The 16,561-nt window shown below is 65.9% G+C and carries 10 protein-coding genes and 1 tRNA gene; 6 read left to right on the top strand and 5 right to left on the bottom strand.

Annotation, left to right across the window (positions count from 1 at the left end):
- Nucleotides 1-341: 341 nt before the first annotated feature.
- Nucleotides 342-857: a 50S ribosomal protein L10 gene (rplJ, locus tag ASE83_RS10390; RefSeq protein WP_055789116.1), complete on the top strand. Its 516-nt coding sequence runs from the start codon at nt 342-344 to the stop codon at nt 855-857.
- Between the two features lie 48 nt (nt 858-905).
- Nucleotides 906-1,283 (top strand): 50S ribosomal protein L7/L12, encoded by a 378-nt coding sequence (rplL, locus tag ASE83_RS10385; RefSeq protein WP_055758810.1) that lies wholly within the window; start codon nt 906-908, stop codon nt 1,281-1,283.
- Between the two features lie 201 nt (nt 1,284-1,484).
- On the opposite strand, the gene ASE83_RS10380 is transcribed toward rplL, so the two are convergent.
- The 5 genes from ASE83_RS10380 to ASE83_RS10360 all read right to left on the bottom strand — a co-directional run bounded on the left by ASE83_RS10380 (nt 1,485) and on the right by ASE83_RS10360 (nt 6,338).
- Entirely contained in the window at nt 1,485-2,897 is a 1,413-nt protein-coding gene (locus tag ASE83_RS10380; protein ID WP_055789113.1) for a M16 family metallopeptidase, read from the bottom strand.
- Nucleotide 2,898: 1 nt separating this feature from the next.
- Entirely contained in the window at nt 2,899-4,311 is a 1,413-nt protein-coding gene (locus tag ASE83_RS10375; RefSeq protein ID WP_200921876.1) for a M16 family metallopeptidase, read from the bottom strand.
- An 18-nt stretch (nt 4,312-4,329) separates the two neighbouring features.
- Complete coding sequence (locus ASE83_RS10370) at nt 4,330-4,560, bottom strand: helix-turn-helix domain-containing protein (protein WP_055789110.1); 231 nt, start codon at nt 4,558-4,560, stop codon at nt 4,330-4,332.
- A complete protein-coding gene (locus tag ASE83_RS10365; protein WP_055789108.1) occupies nt 4,560-5,081 on the bottom strand; it encodes a DUF2975 domain-containing protein in 522 nt (173 codons plus the stop codon). Before ASE83_RS10365 ends, ASE83_RS10370 begins: the two co-directional genes overlap by 1 nt.
- 72 nt (nt 5,082-5,153) lie before the next feature.
- On the bottom strand, nt 5,154-6,338 hold the full coding sequence (locus tag ASE83_RS10360) for a hypothetical protein (protein ID WP_055789105.1): 1,185 nt from the start codon (nt 6,336-6,338) through the stop codon (nt 5,154-5,156).
- A 325-nt stretch (nt 6,339-6,663) separates the two neighbouring features.
- Here ASE83_RS10360 and rpoB point away from each other — a divergent pair, with 325 nt between their 5' ends.
- From rpoB to ASE83_RS10345, 4 genes are all read left to right on the top strand, one after another.
- Nucleotides 6,664-10,809, top strand: a complete 4,146-nt coding sequence (rpoB, locus tag ASE83_RS10355; RefSeq protein ID WP_055789103.1) for a DNA-directed RNA polymerase subunit beta — start codon at nt 6,664-6,666, stop codon at nt 10,807-10,809.
- Nucleotides 10,810-10,818: 9 nt separating this feature from the next.
- Nucleotides 10,819-10,897 (top strand) — tRNA-OTHER (locus ASE83_RS18505).
- 48 nt (nt 10,898-10,945) lie between these two features.
- Complete coding sequence (rpoC, locus tag ASE83_RS10350; protein WP_055789100.1) at nt 10,946-15,226, top strand: DNA-directed RNA polymerase subunit beta'; 4,281 nt, start codon at nt 10,946-10,948, stop codon at nt 15,224-15,226.
- A 257-nt stretch (nt 15,227-15,483) separates the two neighbouring features.
- On the top strand, nt 15,484-16,557 hold the full coding sequence (locus ASE83_RS10345) for a DUF5694 domain-containing protein (protein ID WP_055789097.1): 1,074 nt from the start codon (nt 15,484-15,486) through the stop codon (nt 16,555-16,557).
- Nucleotides 16,558-16,561: the final 4 nt, after the last annotated feature.

Below are 16,561 nucleotides of genomic sequence, written 5' to 3'. Positions count from 1 at the left end.
GCGAGGTCAAGCCGGTTCGCACGCTTGACTTGGACCGCCCCCGCGCGTAAGCGCCCGGCCAGCCGTTGCAGGGAGGATTCGTCCTTCGTGCGACGTCCGTCCGAGACAGCAGGTGCGGGTTCCCCGCTTAATGTCCTGCCGAGACGGGGAATGTGTTGTTCCGCCCGACCGTGCCGAGGCACGTCGGGCCAGCCATGAAGGTCCCCTCGCACCCGCGAGGTGCCGTATGGCGACCATGCCCCTCACGGACTTTCGCCCCGGTCGTCGCGCACATGCGACGGGCGGATTGTTCGCGGGCGTTTCCGGTTCTGCCGGGACACGCCCCAGTAAAGGAGAACGGCATGGATCGCACTCAGAAGAGTGAAGCCGTCGCCGAGCTGAACCGCACCTTCAACGAGGTCGGCGTGGTGGTCGTCACCCGCAACCTCGGCATGACCGTCGCCCAGTCGACGGCCCTGCGCAACAAGATGCGTGACGCCGGCGCGAGCTACAAGGTCTCGAAGAACCGTCTTGCCCGGATCGCAGCCGAAGGCACGCCGTACGCGGTGTTGTCGGACCTGCTGACCGGCCCGACGGCGCTGGCGACGTCGACCGATCCCGTCGCTGCGGCGCGGGTCATCAACGACTTCGCCAAGACGAACGACAAGCTCGAGATCGTCGGCGGCGCCATGGGCGGCCAGATCCTCGACGCGGACGGCGTGAAGGCCCTGGCCTCGCTGCCCTCGCTCGACGAACTGCGCGCCAAGCTGGTCGGCCTCATCGTTGCCCCGGCAACGAAGATCGCCACCATCACGCAGGCACCCGCGGCCCAGATCGCGCGCGTGCTGTCGGCATATGCGGAGAAGGAAGCCGCCTGAACGGGCGCTTCCCATCAACACAACCCTATCTGATTTACGGAGAATATCATGGCTGACCTGAACGCGATCGTCGAACAGCTGAGCGCGCTGACCGTCCTCGAAGCGGCTGAACTGTCGAAGCTGCTCGAAGAGAAGTGGGGCGTTTCGGCCGCTGCTGCCGTTGCCGCAGCACCTGCCGCCGGCGGTGGTGCCGCTGCCCCGGCTGCCGAAGAGCAGACTGAGTTCGACGTGATCCTCACCGGCGACGGTGGCAAGAAGATCAACGTCATCAAGGAAGTCCGCGCCATCACCGGCCTGGGCCTGACCGAAGCCAAGGCGCTGGTCGAAGGCGCGCCGAAGGCCGTCAAGGAAGGCGTCAACAAGGACGAAGCCGCCAAGATCAAGGCGCAGCTCGAAGGCGCCGGCGCGACCGTCGAAGTCAAGTAAGCCGCAGGTGGGACAGCGGACCCCAGGGTCCGCTATCTCCACCAAGGCCGGCCGGCGGGCCAATGGCCCGACCGACGGGATGGGACTTGCTCCCATCCCGGCTCGACCGAAAAAAGGGGGGCAGTCCGGCAACGGGCTGCCCCCTTTTCGTATCGACCGCCATGCCGGACCGGAGCGCGCGTGCCGCCCCGGTCGGACAGATCAGGGGACGGTCACCGTCTCGACCGGCACGCCCTTCAATTCGGGCAGCGCATCGAGTTGCGGCTTCACCTTGGCAAGGTCGCCGACCACGACCAGGGTGAACCTGTCGAGCGGCAGCGCCTCCTTGATCGCGCTGCTGAACTGCGCATCGGTGACCGCCATCGTCGCAGGCACATAGCGGTCGAGCCAGTCGGCGGGCAGCCCGAGCGCATCGCGTGTGGCGAGCTGCCCGATCAGCGAGCCGCTGTCCGAATTGCGCAGCACGAACAGCCCGGCATTGTAGCTGCGCATTCCCGCCGCCTCTTCGGGAGCGGGCGGCGTGGCCTGCAACGTCCGGATTTCGTGGAACACCTCCTTCAGCGAAGGCCCCGTCACCGCGGTCGTCACGTCGGCGTTGAAGCTCCAGGCGGAAATCCCCGGCCGCTGGGTGATGTTCGAATAGGGCGAATAGGTATAGCCCTTATCCTCCCGGATGTTGCGCGTGATCCGCGACGAAAAGCTGCCGCCGAGCAGCGCATCGGCGGCCTGTAGCGGGATGTCGCCGGCACTTCCCGCCAGCGGAGCGGGCCATGCGATCCGTATCGTCGATTGCGGCGCACCAGGCCGATCGACCAGCAGCACGCGCGGCCCCGGTGCGGGTGTCGGCACCAGCGACAGCCGCTCGGGTCCCGGCTGCCAATCGGCGAATGCCTTGGCGACCGCGGCCTTCACCCCCGCGGCATCGAACCGTCCGGCGATATAGAGATGCGCGCGCCGCGCCCCAAAATTGGCGGCGTAGAAACGCTTGACCTGATCGAGCGTGTAGCCGTCCAGCTGTGCCGGGGTCGGCAGGGTGCGGCCATAGGGATGGTCGCCATAGGTCGCGCGGTCCAGCGCATAGTCGGCCAGCGTGCCGGGCTGGGCCAGCGCCTGCGTCAGCGACCGGGCGCGGTTCGCCCTTACCCGCGCAAAGGCGTCGGCGGGAAAGGTCGGGCGACGGGCGACGTCGCCGACCAGCGCCACCGCCTGCGGGGCGAACTCGCTCAGCCCGCTCATGTTGATCGATGTGCCGCCATACGACACCTGGACACCCAGATTGCCGCCCATGCCGGCAGCGGCCATCGCCAGCGCAGCGGCATCGCGATCGCCGGCGCCTTCCTTCATCATGTCACCCGTCAGGTCGGACAGCCACGTATCGCGCCCCTCCTCCAGATTGCCGGCATAGACCTTCAGCATGACCGTGACCTTGGGCGCATTGCCGTAGGGGACTAGCGTGACTCCCATGCCATTGGGCAGCCGATAGCTTTCCGACGCGGGCACGGCATAGGGCCTGGGCGCGCCGATCGGCGGTGCGGGGAGCGCCGGCGGCTGGGTCTGCGCGGCCAGCGGCGCGGCGACCAGCGCGAGGGTCGCGAGCAGGATCGAACGGCGCATCTCACTTGCCTCCCTTGGGCGCGGCACTGCCGGGCACGATGGTATAGATCGACCGGTTGGTCGGGCGCAGATATTCCTGTGCGGTCTTCTGGATCAGCGCCGGGGTGACCTTGGCGAACCCCGCTTCGATGCGGTTCACCGCCTGCGGGTCATTGTCGAACAGCGCGTAGACGGCGAGCAGGTCGATCAGTCCGACCCGGGTTCCGCCATCGACCGACGAATAGAGGTCGGAGCGCAGCTTGGTGCGCGCACGGTCCAGTTCGGCCGGTGTCACCGGCGTAGTGCGCAACCGGTCGATCACGCCGTCCACCGCCTGCCGGATCTGGGCGTCGCTGAACTGCGGGTCGTGGGTGAAGTTGAACGCCCACAGCATCGGGCCGTTGTAATTGTACATGCTGCCCAGATAGGCGTTGATCCCGCCGGTCAGGTCCCCGGTGATGCCGGTTTCCGACTTCAGCTTGCGGACCAGGCGGCTGTCGTCGCCCTGCACCAGCAACTGGTCGATCAGTCCCATGGCATACCATTCGGGCGTGCCGCGCGGCGGCATGTGATAGCCCGCGGCCCAGCCGGGCTTGGGCGCCAGCGCATCGACGCGGCTGCGCGTCTTCTCCATCGTCTGACGCGGCTCGCGCAGGTCGGGCAGGACTACCGGCGCGCCCTTTTGCAGCGGGCCGAAATATTTGCGGACCATCGCCTCGGCCTGCGCATAGTCGATGTCGCCCGCGACCACGAGCACCGCATTGTTCGGACGGTAGAAGGCCGAATGGAACTGCTTGGCATCGGCGACCGTCGTCGCCTCGATCTCCTTCAGATCGCCGTAGAAATTGTGGCTGTTATACCAGTTGGTATTGGCCAGCATCGGCAGGTCGATCCACGGCCAGGTGCCATAGGGCTGGTTGAGGACATTGACCTTAACCTCGTTGCCGACAACGCCCTGCTGGTTCTTCAGCACCGTATCGTCGATGACCGGGCGCGCCATGCGATCGGCCTCCAGCCACAGGATGCGCTCCAACGCGTTTGATGGCGCGATCTCGAAATAATTGGTGAAGTCGAACCGGGTCGATCCGTTCAGCACGCCCCCCGCATTGCTGATGGTACTGATGAACACGCCCTTGGGGGCGTTCTGCGACCCCTGGAACATCAGGTGTTCGAACAGATGGGCAAAGCCGGTGCGATCGCGCGGTTCGACGCGGAAACCGATGCCGTAATAGACGCCGACGGTGACGGTCGGTGCCAGCGTGTCGCGCGACAACACGACCTTCAACCCGTTCGGCAGCGTCACGTAGCGCATGTCGATCGCCAGCTTCGCCGGCGCGGCGGCGGCAGGACGCGGTTGCGCCGCCACGGTGGTCGCCATCCCCGGCAGCGCGGCCAGCGCCGCCCCCAGCAACAGCCGCTTCATGGTACGCGTCATCGGGTCCCCCTTTGCTATTCAGTCGTCGGTATCGCTTTCCTCGCCGGTATCGGCATGGACAAGAATGTCGCCCGGCTGGCATTCCAGCACCCGGCAGATCGCATCCAGCGTGGTGAAGCGGATCGCCCGCGCCTTGCCGGTCTTCAGGATCGACAGGTTGGCCAGCGTGATGTCAACCGCCTGCGCCAGTTCGGTCAGCGTCATGCGCCGGGCCTGCAATACTTCGTCGAGGCGGACGAGGACCGCCATCAGACCGTTCCCTCCAGGTCTTCGCGCAGCGCCGCCCCTTCGGCGAAGACGCGGGCGAGGATGAAGGCGACCAGCACCGACAGCCAGCCACCGATCGAGATCGACGACCCGTCGACCCGAACGCCCATGCCGGCGAAGTTGGGCACGATCAGCAGCAGCGGCACGTCGAGCAGCTGGATGGCCAGCAGCGCCCAGCCGATCGCCCGCACCCGCCGCGCATTGGGCGACGCGAACGTCTCCCCGGCCAGCACGGTGCCGATGATCGCGATCAGGCGCGAAAAGATGATGTGCGCCGGGACCGATGCCGCCACGCCCAGCAACAGCAGCGCACGAATGCCCACGACGATCCGTTCGACGTCGACCGCTGGATATTTCATCGCGATCCGACCGGCCAGCAGGTCGTGGAACGGGAAGCTCGCCAGCGTTCCCAACAGGAACAGGGCGGCGAAGACGATGTTGAGGACCAGCAGGACGCGCAGCACCGCGACGGTGAATCGCAATATCCGGTCACGCCGTACCATGCCGCCCCCTTCCTCGCCTGTTTCGAACGCTAGGCCGTATATCGATAATCGGCAAGCTTGGATGCGCCCGGCTTACGTCCGGCGCACCTGACCGTGCAATCGTACTTCCAGCCGATCGACCATGCGGTCGCCGCGATCGGCGAAGATCGGCGCGAGCTTGCCCTGCGGCGCGGTCGGGCCGACCATGAAGGCGGCGGTGGTGCGCGACTCGCGGCCATCCTCCCAGCGATAGCGGGCATCGATCGCGATGATCGGCACGAAGAACGCACGGTCATTGGAATTCACGATGTTCACCGCCGCACGCGGCAGCGCCATGGTCGCCTCGAGGTGGCGACGCTCGCCCGCGCCCAGCGCAAACGGGTCGAGTCCCCGCTTGTCGGCGTCGGAGAAGAAGGCCGCGATCTGTTCGTCCTGACCGGCATTGGCGGTAATCAGCAGCGTGGCGATGCGGACCTCCGCGACCGGCGTCGATGCCGGATTGCCGACGGTCAGGTCGAAATCGAGCAGCGCCCGCTCGCCCTCCAGCCCGACGCGCAGCGGAGCGAGCTGGAATTCGAGGAACGGTCCGGGGGGCGGCGCGACCGGAGCGGGCGGCGCAGGCGGCGTCACCGGCGCTACGGGCGCGACCGCCGGACGCACCGGCTTTGGCGGAACGGGAGCAGGCGGGATCGGAGCGACATCGGGGACCGCCGGCGGATCGGACGGTTCCGGCATCAGCGCCGCAGGTTCGTAGCGCGGCTCGCGGGCGTTGCGGCGGCGGGTCAGGACGAACGCGACTCCGCTCGCCACGGCGATGCCGCCGAGGAACCACACCCACCACGGCACCGCATCCGCCGTCAGCGGCGGCGCGGTCAGTGTGATTTCCGGCGATGGCGTCGGTACGGGCTGCGCCGATGGCTCGGGCGTCGGCGTCGGCAGGACCGGCGGCCCGACATAGGTCGGCTCGGCCGCCGGCACCGGCTGCGCGCGAGCGACCGGAGTCGCGGTGGGGCTGGGCGTCGGGCGCGGTACGACCGGCGTGGGCGTAGCGCGCGGCGTCGCCGCGGGACGTGGGACCGTAGCGGTCGCGCGCGGCGTCGGCGTCGCGCGTGGCGTCGGCGTCGCGCGTGGCGTCGGCGTCGCGGTGGGAGTCGGCGTCGGCACCGGCTGCGGCGTGATGTCGTAGATCGGGATCGACCCACCCGGCGACGTCTGCTGCGCGATGGCGGGCACGGCGAGGGTCGCGACGAGGGCCGCGAGCGGAAGCTGGAACTGCATGACGCCCCTCAACCGGGGTTTTTGCGCTCGCGTCAGCCTGTCCATGGCCGATATACGACGAAGCGAGCCACTTGCGCGCCCAGCGGAACGGCGCCCGACCCTGCGTTGACAGCACCACCCCGGCCTTCTATATCGCCGGCTTGCTTCAGGACCGGGAAAGAATGCGTCGTCGCGCAACGCATTGCATGTATGGGCCTGTCGCCATTCTAGGACGCTCGATCAGCTGCGGCCCCATGTGGGTGACGCGGCTTTCGTCGTCCCGATCGCACGCCAGCCCGGTGGCCACCGGGCACGAGATTTGACTGTAAGCGAGGCCCACGACCCCATGGCGACCAAGGCAACCGCAACCGGCACGCACAAGCGCCGCATCCGCAAGGTGTTCGGCGACATCCACGAAGTGGTGCAGATGCCGAACCTGATCGAGGTTCAGCGCGAGAGCTACGAACAGTTCCTGCGTTCGGACCCGTCGATCGGCTATGTCTCCGGCCTCGAAAAGACGCTGCGGTCGGTATTCCCGATCCGCGACTTCGCCGGCACTGCCGAGCTGGATTTCGTGACCTACGAACTGGAAGATCCCAAGTTCGACGTGGAAGAATGCCGTCAGCGCGGCATCACCTATGCAGCGCCGATGCGCGTTACCCTCCGCCTGATCGTGTTCGAGGTGGACCAGGATACCGAGGCCCGGTCGGTCCTCGATATCAAGGAGCAGGACGTGTACATGGGCGACATGCCGCTCATGACCGAGAACGGCACCTTCTTCATCAACGGCACCGAACGCGTGATCGTGTCGCAGATGCACCGTAGCCCAGGCGTGCTGTTCGACCATGACCGTGGCAAGACCCACGCCAGCGGCAAGTATCTCTTCGCCGCCCGCGTGATTCCGTATCGCGGATCGTGGCTCGATTTCGAATTCGACGCCAAGGACATCGTCAACGTCCGCATCGACCGCAAGCGGAAGCTGCCGGTCACGTCGCTGCTCTATGCGCTGGGCATGACGGGCGAGGATATCCTCAACCACTTCTACAACCGCGTGACCTTCGTCCGTGGCGAAGGCGGCTGGCGCATCCCGTACGCGCCGGAAAACTGGCGTGGCCAGAAGCCGTCGTTCGACATCGTCGATGCGAACACCGGCGAAGTCGTGTTCCCGGCCGGCACCAAGATCAGCCCCCGCCTCGCCAACAAGGCGGGCAAGGACGGCCTGACCGACCTGCTGATCCCGACCGAGGAAATCTTCGGCCGCTACAGCGCCTATGACCTCATCAACGAGACGACCGGCCAGATCTATATCGAGGCCGGCGACGAAGTTTCGCCCGAAAATCTCGAACTGATCGACCAGGCCGGCATCGAGCGGATCGAACTGCTCGACATCGACCATGTGTCGACAGGGCCATGGATTCGCAACACGCTGAACGTCGACAAGGCCGAGGAGCGCGAGCAGGCGCTTTCGGACATCTATCGCGTGATGCGCCCCGGCGAGCCGCCGACGCTGGAGACGGCGGAATCGCTGTTCGCCGGCCTGTTCTTCGATCCCGAGCGCTACGACCTGTCGGCCGTCGGCCGCGTGAAGCTGAACATGCGTCTCGACCTCGACGCGCCGGACACGGTGACCACGCTGCGCAGCGAGGACATCCTGGCCGTCGTCAAGACGCTGGTCGACCTGAAGGACGGCAAGGGCGAAGTCGACGATATCGACAATCTCGGCAACCGCCGCGTGCGGTCGGTCGGCGAGCTGCTGGAGAACCAGTATCGCGTCGGGCTGCTGCGCATGGAGCGTGCGGTCAAGGAGCGCATGTCGTCGGTCGACGTCTCGACCGTCATGCCGAACGACCTCATCAACGCAAAGCCGGCGGTCGCCGCGGTGCGCGAATTCTTCGGCTCGTCGCAGCTGTCGCAGTTCATGGACCAGACCAACCCGCTGTCCGAAGTGACGCACAAGCGTCGCGTTTCGGCGCTCGGGCCGGGCGGTCTGACCCGTGAGCGTGCGGGCTTCGAAGTCCGCGACGTTCACCCGACGCATTATGGCCGTATCTGCCCGATCGAAACGCCGGAAGGCCCGAACATCGGCCTCATCAACAGCCTCGCGACCTTCAGCCGCGTCAACAAGTACGGCTTCATCGAAACGCCCTATCGTCGCATCGTCGACGGCAAGGTGACGAACGACGTCGTGTACCTGTCGGCGATGGAGGAGCAGAAGCACACCGTCGCGCAGGCGTCGGCCACCCTGAACGAGGACAGCAGCTTCGCCGAGGAACTGGTGTCGGCCCGTCAGGCCGGCGAATTCCTGATGGCGCTGCCCGAAAACGTCACGCTGATGGACGTTTCGCCGAAGCAGCTCGTCTCGGTCGCCGCCTCGCTCATTCCGTTCCTGGAAAACGATGACGCCAACCGCGCGCTGATGGGTTCGAACATGCAGCGGCAGGCCGTGCCGCTGGTGAAGGCGGAAGCGCCGTTCGTCGGCACCGGCATGGAAGAGACCGTGGCGCGCGATTCGGGCGCGGCGATCTCGGCCAAGCGGGCGGGCGTGGTGGATCAGGTCGATGCCGCGCGCATCGTGATCCGCGCGACCGGCGAGGTCGATGCGGCCGAGAGCGGCGTCGACATCTACACGCTGATGAAGTTCCAGCGTTCGAACCAGTCGACCTGCATCAACCAGCGCCCGCTGGTGAAGGTGGGCGATGTGGTCCGTGCCGGCGAAGTCATCGCCGACGGTCCGTCGACCGAGTTCGGCGAGCTGGCGCTGGGCCGCAACGCCCTCGTCGCGTTCATGCCGTGGAACGGCTACAATTATGAGGATTCGATCCTCATCAGCGAGCGGATCGTGAAGGACGACGTGTTCACGTCGATCCATATCGACGAGTTCGAAGTGATGGCCCGCGACACCAAGCTCGGGCCGGAAGACATCACCCGCGACATTCCCAACGTCGGTGAAGAGGCGCTCCGCAACCTCGACGAGGCGGGCATCGTGTATATCGGTGCCGAGGTCGAACCGGGCGATATCCTCGCCGGCAAGATCACGCCGAAGGGAGAAAGCCCGATGACGCCGGAGGAAAAGCTCCTCCGCGCGATCTTCGGTGAGAAGGCCAGCGACGTGCGCGACACCTCGCTCCGCCTGCCGCCGGGCGTGTCGGGTACGGTCGTCGACGTTCGCGTCTTCAACCGTCACGGCATCGACAAGGACGAGCGCGCGATGGCGATCGAGCGCGAGGAGATCGAGCGTCTGAAGAAGGACTCGGACGACGAGCGCGGCATCCTCAACCGTGCGACGTGGTCGCGCCTGCGCGAAATGCTCGAAGGGCAGACCGCGACGGCCGCGCCCAAGGGCGTGAAGAAGGGCGTGGTCATCGACCGCGACCTGCTCGACAGCGTGGAAAAGCACGAGTGGTGGCGCTTCGCCGTTGCCGACGACACGGCGCAGTCGAACCTCGAAGCGATCAAGGCGCAGTATGACGAGGCGGTGAAGCGGATCACCGACAAGTTCCACGACCGCCGCGAGAAGCTGGAGCGGGGCGACGAACTGCCGCCGGGCGTGCTGAAGATGGTCAAGGTCTTCGTCGCGGTGAAGCGCAAGCTGCAGCCGGGTGACAAGATGGCCGGCCGTCACGGCAACAAGGGCGTCATCTCGCGCATCCTGCCGCAGGAGGACATGCCGTTCCTCGAGGACGGTACGCCGGTCGACCTGGTGCTGAACCCGCTGGGCGTGCCGTCGCGCATGAACGTTGGTCAGATCTTCGAAACGCACCTTGGCTGGGCGGCGCGCAACCTGGGGATGCAGGTCGCACGGTCGCTGCGCGACTGGCGCGAGGCGAACCCGGATGCGGTTGGCGGCGAAATGCCGGCGGCGGTCAAGGATCGCCTGAAGGAGATCTACGGCGATCACTATGCCGAGGATATCGACACGCGCTCGAACGAGCAGCTGGCCGAACTGGTCCAGAACATCAGCACGGGTGTGCCGATGGGTACCCCGGTGTTCGACGGCGCGCGCGAAAGCGACGTGTCGGACATGCTGGAACTGGCCGGGCTGCACAGCTCGGGTCAGTCGGTGCTGTTCGACGGGCGGACCGGCGATCAGTTCGACCGGATGGTCACTGTCGGCATCATCTACATGCTGAAGCTGCACCACCTGGTCGACGACAAGATCCACGCGCGTTCGATCGGGCCGTACAGCCTCGTCACCCAGCAGCCGCTGGGCGGCAAGGCCCAGTTCGGTGGCCAGCGCTTCGGGGAAATGGAAGTGTGGGCGCTCCAGGCCTATGGCGCCGCCTACACGCTCCAGGAAATGCTGACGGTGAAGTCCGACGACGTGGTCGGGCGCACCAAGGTCTATGAAGCGATCGTCAAGGGCGACGATACCTTCGAGGCCGGCATCCCCGAGAGCTTCAACGTGCTGGTCAAGGAAATGCGGTCGCTCGGCCTCAACATCGAGTTGAGCAGCATCGAAGAGACCGACGGCCTGGCCGAGGCGGCGGAGTAAACAGACAGTGCCGGTGTGACGGAATTGGTAGACGTACCACCACAGTGGTCCCCTTACGGGGTGCGGGTTCGATCCCCAGCCACCGGCAACTGACTATCTCGCGCGATCTATTTTCCCTCCCTGTGAGGAAATCAAAATGAACGAACTGACCAATTTCGCGAACCCGGTGGCCAAGCCGGAGACCTTCGACCAGATCCAGATCGGCATCGCCAGCCCCGAGCGCATCCGCTCGTGGTCGTTCGGCGAGATCAAGAAGCCCGAGACGATCAACTATCGCACGTTCAAGCCCGAACGTGACGGCCTCTTCTGCGCGCGCATCTTCGGTCCGATCAAGGATTACGAGTGCCTGTGCGGCAAGTACAAGCGCATGAAGTACAAGGGCATCGTCTGCGAAAAGTGCGGTGTCGAAGTCACGGTGTCGAAGGTCCGTCGTGAGCGGATGGGCCATATCGAACTGGCCGCACCCGTCGCGCATATCTGGTTCCTGAAGTCGCTGCCGAGCCGCATCGGCCTGCTGCTCGACATGCAGCTCAAGCAGCTCGAGCGCGTGCTGTACTTCGAATCGTACATCGTGATCGAGCCGGGCCTGACCGCGCTGGAGAAGTATCAGCTCCTCACCGAGGACGAACTGCTCGACGCGCAGGACCAGTATGGTGAGGACGCGTTCTCGGCCGGGATCGGCGCTGAAGCGGTCAAGCAGATGCTGATCGACCTCGACCTCGAAGGCGAGAAGCGCGACCTGCTCGAAGAGCTGGCCGTCACCAAGTCGGAACTGAAGCCCAAGAAGATCATCAAGCGGCTGAAGGTCGTCGAGAGCTTCCTCGAATCGGGCAACCGTCCCGAGTGGATGATCCTCGACGTCGTGCCGGTCATCCCGCCTGAACTGCGTCCGCTGGTGCCGCTCGACGGTGGCCGCTTCGCGACGTCGGATCTGAACGACCTGTATCGCCGCGTCATCAACCGCAACAACCGCCTGAAGCGGCTGATGGAACTGCGCGCGCCGGACATCATCGTCCGCAACGAAAAGCGCATGTTGCAGGAAGCGGTCGACGCGCTGTTCGACAACGGCCGTCGCGGTCGTACGATCACCGGCGCGAACAAGCGTCCGCTGAAGTCGCTGTCCGACATGCTGAAGGGCAAGCAGGGCCGCTTCCGCCAGAACCTGCTCGGCAAGCGCGTCGACTATTCGGGCCGTTCGGTCATCGTGACCGGCCCGGAACTCAAGCTGCACCAGTGCGGCCTGCCCAAGAAGATGGCGCTCGAGCTGTTCAAGCCGTTCATCTATGCGCGCCTCGACGCCAAGGGCCTGAGCATGACGCTCAAGCAGGCGAAGAAGTGGGTCGAAAAGGAACGCAAGGAAGTCTGGGACATCCTCGACGAAGTCATTCGCGAGCACCCGGTCATGCTGAACCGCGCGCCGACGCTTCACCGTCTGGGCATCCAGGCGTTCGAGCCGGTGCTGATCGAGGGCAAGGCGATCCAGCTCCACCCGCTGGTCTGCTCGGCATTCAACGCCGACTTCGACGGCGACCAGATGGCCGTCCACGTCCCGCTGAGCCTCGAGGCCCAGCTGGAAGCGCGCGTTCTGATGATGTCGACCAACAACATCCTGTCGCCCGCCAACGGCAAGCCGATCATCGTGCCGTCGCAGGACATGGTGCTGGGTCTCTATTATCTGTCGATGGAGAAGACGAACGAGCCGGGCGAAGGCATGTTGCTGGGCGACATGGCGGAGGTGCACCAGGCACTGCACGCCGGTGCCGTCACGCTGCACACCCGGATCACCAGCCGCGTTCCGCAGACCGACGAGGACGGCAAGCAGTATCTCAAGCGCTATGAGACCACGCCGGGTCGCATGTTGCTGGGCGAGACCCTGCCGAAGAGCCACAAGGTGCCGTTCGAGACGGTCAACCGCCTGCTGACCAAGAAGGATGTCGGCGACGTCATCGACGAGGTGTATCGCCACACCGGTCAGAAGGAGACCGTGCTGTTCGCCGATGCGATCATGGCGCTGGGCTTCCGCCACGCGTTCAAGGCCGGCATCTCGTTCGGCAAGGACGACATGCTGATCGCGCCGGACAAGGACAAGCTGGTCGACGAGACGCGCGACCAGGTGAAGGACTTCGAACAGCAGTATCAGGACGGCCTGATTACGCAGCAGGAGAAGTACAACAAGGTGATCGACGCCTGGAGCCGTTGCGGCGATCAGGTCGCGACCAGCATGATGGACGAGATCAAGGCGGTTCGCCGCTACGAGGACGGTCCGGACAAGGGTCGCGAGAAGCCGATCAACTCGATCTACATGATGGCCCACTCGGGCGCCCGCGGTTCGCAGGCGCAGATCAAGCAGCTGGCGGGTATGCGCGGCCTGATGGCCAAGCCGTCGGGCGAGATCATCGAAACGCCGATTATCTCGAACTTCAAGGAAGGTCTGACCGTCCTTGAATATTTCAACTCGACCCACGGCGCCCGCAAGGGCTTGGCGGATACGGCGCTCAAGACGGCGAACTCGGGCTATCTGACCCGCCGTCTGGTCGACGTGTCGCAGGACTGCGTCGTCATCATGGACGATTGCGGCACCCAGCGCGCGCTGGAAATGCGCTCGATCATCGAAGGCGGGGCGACGATCGCGTCGCTCGGCGAACGCATCCTCGGCCGTACCACGGCAGAGGACGTGGTCGATCCGAAGACGGGTGAGGTCGTGTTCCCGACGGGCACGCTGCTCGACGAAGCCATGGTGGCCAAGATCGAGTCGATGGGTCTTCAGGCGATGAAGATCCGCAGCCCGCTGGTCTGCGAAGCGAAGGTCGGCGTCTGCGGCACCTGCTACGGTCGTGACCTTGCCCGTGGTACGCCGGTGAACATCGGCGAAGCCGTCGGCGTCATCGCGGCGCAGTCGATCGGTGAGCCGGGCACGCAGCTGACGATGCGTACCTTCCACATCGGTGGCGCGGCGCAGCTGAACGAACAGTCGAACCTCGAAGCGCCGGTCGACGGCACGGTCGAGTTCCGCGACCTGCGCCTGATCGAGGATCAGCGTGGCCGGCGCGTGGTGCTCAGCCGTTCGGGCGAGATCGCGATCGTCGACATGGACGGCCGCGACCTGTCGGTGCATCGCATCCCCTACGGTGCCTATGTCCTGTTCGACGATGGCCACATCGTCAGCCAGGGCGACCGCATGGCGGAATGGGACCCGTTCACCGCACCGGTCATCACCGAAACGGGCGGTACGGTGAAGTTCATCGACCTGATCGAGAACAAGACCGTCACCGAGCGTGTCGACGAAGCGACCGGTATCGCCCAGCGCGAGATCATCGAATATCGCGCCACGTCGAAGTCGAAGGAGGATCTGCGTCCGCGCATGACCCTGCTCGACGGGAATTCGGGTGAGGCCGCGCGCTACATGCTGGCGCCGGGTGCGGTGCTGTCGGTCGAGGACGGTGCACAGGTGCAGGCGGGTGACGTTCTCGCCCGTGTCGCTCGTGAATCGGCCAAGACCCGCGACATCACCGGCGGTCTGCCGCGCGTCGCCGAGCTGTTCGAGGCGCGCATCCCGAAGGAGGCGGCGATCATCGCCAAGGTTTCGGGCCGCGTCGTGTTCGGCAAGGATTACAAGGCGAAGCGCAAGATCGGCATCCAGCCCGAGGATGGCGGCGAAGTCGTCGAGTATCTGATCCCGAAGTCGAAGGTCATCGACGTTCAGGAAGGCGATTACGTCAAGCGCGGCGACAACCTGATCGGTGGTTCGCCGAACCCGCACGACATTCTGGAAACCCTCGGCATCGAGCCGCTGGCCGAATATTTGGTCAGCGAAATCCAGGGCGTCTATCGACTGCAGGGCGTGAAGATCAACGACAAGCACATCGAGACGATCGTTCGTCAGATGCTGCAAAAGGTCGAGATCACCGACGGTGGCGACACCACCCTGCTGGCCGGCGAACAGCTCGACCGTGACGAGATGGACGAAGCCAACGCGAGGCTCGACGCAGGGCTGGCTCCCGCGCAGGGCAAGCCGGTGCTGCTCGGCATCACCAAGGCGTCGCTGCAGACCCGCAGCTTCATCTCGGCCGCCTCGTTCCAGGAAACGACCCGCGTCCTCACCGAAGCGTCGGTGCAGGGCAAGATCGACAGCCTGAACGGTCTGAAGGAAAACGTCATCGTCGGCCGCCTGATCCCGGCGGGCACCGGTGCCGGCATGAACCGCCTGCGCGTGGCGGCATCGTCGCGCGACGCGGCGCTGCGGGTGCAGCAGAAGGCGCTGGCAGGCTTCATCGCGCCGAATTCGGCCGAGGAAGAACATGCCGCCGAACTGGCCCGTTCGCCCCGCGACGGCCAAGGCGCCAACGACCCGCTGGCCGAGGTCGTGCCCTCGGGCACCGGCACCGACGCCGATGCGGGCGAGTATCTGAACGACTGATCGTTCGGGTCCTTGTGAGAACCACGAGCCGCCGTCCGGGCAACCGGGCGGCGGTTTCGTTTTTAGGGGTGCCGAAAAGAGTACCGCCCCGCCCAACAGCACACCCCAACGTCACCCCGGGCTTGACCAGGGTCGCGCTTCTTCTCGCGCCACAAGAAATCGGGTTCCCAGTTCCAAGCCGAGTGGCATAGGGGAGCAAACCACCTTCCCTACCCTCCCGCGGCGCCCTACCCTCCGGCGCAAACCAAGGGGGACCCATGCACCGCATCCTGTTCGCGCTGTTGCTGCTGACCGCGCCGGTAGCCGCCCAGACCTATCGCCCGCCATTCGATCCATCCGCGCACAAGGGTCCGCGTTCCGGCCCGGCGAACGAGGTCGCCGTGCTCGGATCGGTCCATCTCTCGCAACTTCCCAAGCGCTTCCAGCCCGAAGCGCTTGGCCCCCTGCTCGACAAGCTGGCCGCATGGAAGCCGCAGGCGATCGCGATCGAGGATGTGTCCGGTGCCCAGTGCGCCGAGCTGCGCCGCTATCCCGATCGCTATGCCGATACCGTGGCGTCCTACTGCCCCGACACCGCACCTGCGCGGGCCGCGACCGGGATGGACGTTCCGACCGCCACCGCCGCGTTTCAAAAGATGCTCGCCGACTGGCCCGCCGCCCCCTCCCCCGCCCAGCGCCGCCGGCTGTCCGCGACGTTCCTTGCCGCCGGAGAGCAGGCGTCGGCGCTGGTCCAGTGGCTCCGCCTGCCCTCCGCCGAACGCCGCACCGGCGACGGGCTGGACACCCCGCTGGTCGAGCGCCTGACCAAGCTGGAAACGCGGCGCGACGAAAGCCTGATGATCGCCGCCCGTCTCGCCGCCCGGCTGGGGCTGGAGCGGGTCCATGCGATGGACGATCACAGCGCCGACCGGATGACGCCTAAGGCAGACGAAGCCGCCTATGGCGCCGCGATCCAGAAGGCGTGGGACAATCCGGCCGGGGCCAAGCGTCGCGTGATGGGCGAGGCAGCCGAGCGCAACCTATCGACCGGTCCCGGCCTGCTGACGCTGTACCGCGCCCACAACGCGCCCGGCATCGTGCGGATGATCTACGACAGCGACTTCGGTGCCGCGCTGGAGGAACCCTCGCCCCAGCGGTTCGGCCGGCAATATGTCGCTTATTGGGAGGTCCGCAACCTGCGCATGGCCGCGAATATCCGCGACATGCTGGGCGACCGGCCGGGCCAGCGCGCGCTGGTCGTCGTCGGCGCGTCGCACAAGCCGTATCTCGACGCCTATCTCCACCAGATGCACGATGTCCGCGTGGTCGACGTGATGCCGCTGCTGCGCTGAACCG

This window comes from Sphingomonas sp. Leaf32, assembly GCF_001421765.1.
In the GTDB taxonomy this organism is placed as follows: Bacteria; Pseudomonadota; Alphaproteobacteria; order Sphingomonadales; family Sphingomonadaceae; genus Sphingomonas.
The sequence above is the reverse complement of the archived record's forward strand: the minus strand, read 5'-3'. Positions and strand labels throughout refer to the sequence as shown.

Bases quoted from the DNA above. Each gene is read 5' to 3' on its own strand.
- ASE83_RS10370 (WP_055789110.1), bottom strand. From the start codon at position 4,560: ATGGCGGTCCTCGTCCGCCTCGACGAAGTATTGCAGGCCCGGCGCATG.
- rpoB (WP_055789103.1), top strand. From the start codon at position 6,664: ATGGCGACCAAGGCAACCGCAACCGGCACGCACAAGCGCCGCATCCGC.
- ASE83_RS10365 (WP_055789108.1), bottom strand. From the start codon at position 5,081: ATGGTACGGCGTGACCGGATATTGCGATTCACCGTCGCGGTGCTGCGC.
- ASE83_RS10345 (WP_055789097.1), top strand. From the start codon at position 15,484: ATGCACCGCATCCTGTTCGCGCTGTTGCTGCTGACCGCGCCGGTAGCC.
- rplJ (WP_055789116.1), top strand. From the start codon at position 342: ATGGATCGCACTCAGAAGAGTGAAGCCGTCGCCGAGCTGAACCGCACC.
- ASE83_RS10375 (WP_200921876.1), bottom strand. From the start codon at position 4,311: ATGACGCGTACCATGAAGCGGCTGTTGCTGGGGGCGGCGCTGGCCGCG.
- ASE83_RS10360 (WP_055789105.1), bottom strand. From the start codon at position 6,338: ATGCAGTTCCAGCTTCCGCTCGCGGCCCTCGTCGCGACCCTCGCCGTG.
- rpoC (WP_055789100.1), top strand. From the start codon at position 10,946: ATGAACGAACTGACCAATTTCGCGAACCCGGTGGCCAAGCCGGAGACC.
- ASE83_RS10380 (WP_055789113.1), bottom strand. From the start codon at position 2,897: ATGCGCCGTTCGATCCTGCTCGCGACCCTCGCGCTGGTCGCCGCGCCG.
- rplL (WP_055758810.1), top strand. From the start codon at position 906: ATGGCTGACCTGAACGCGATCGTCGAACAGCTGAGCGCGCTGACCGTC.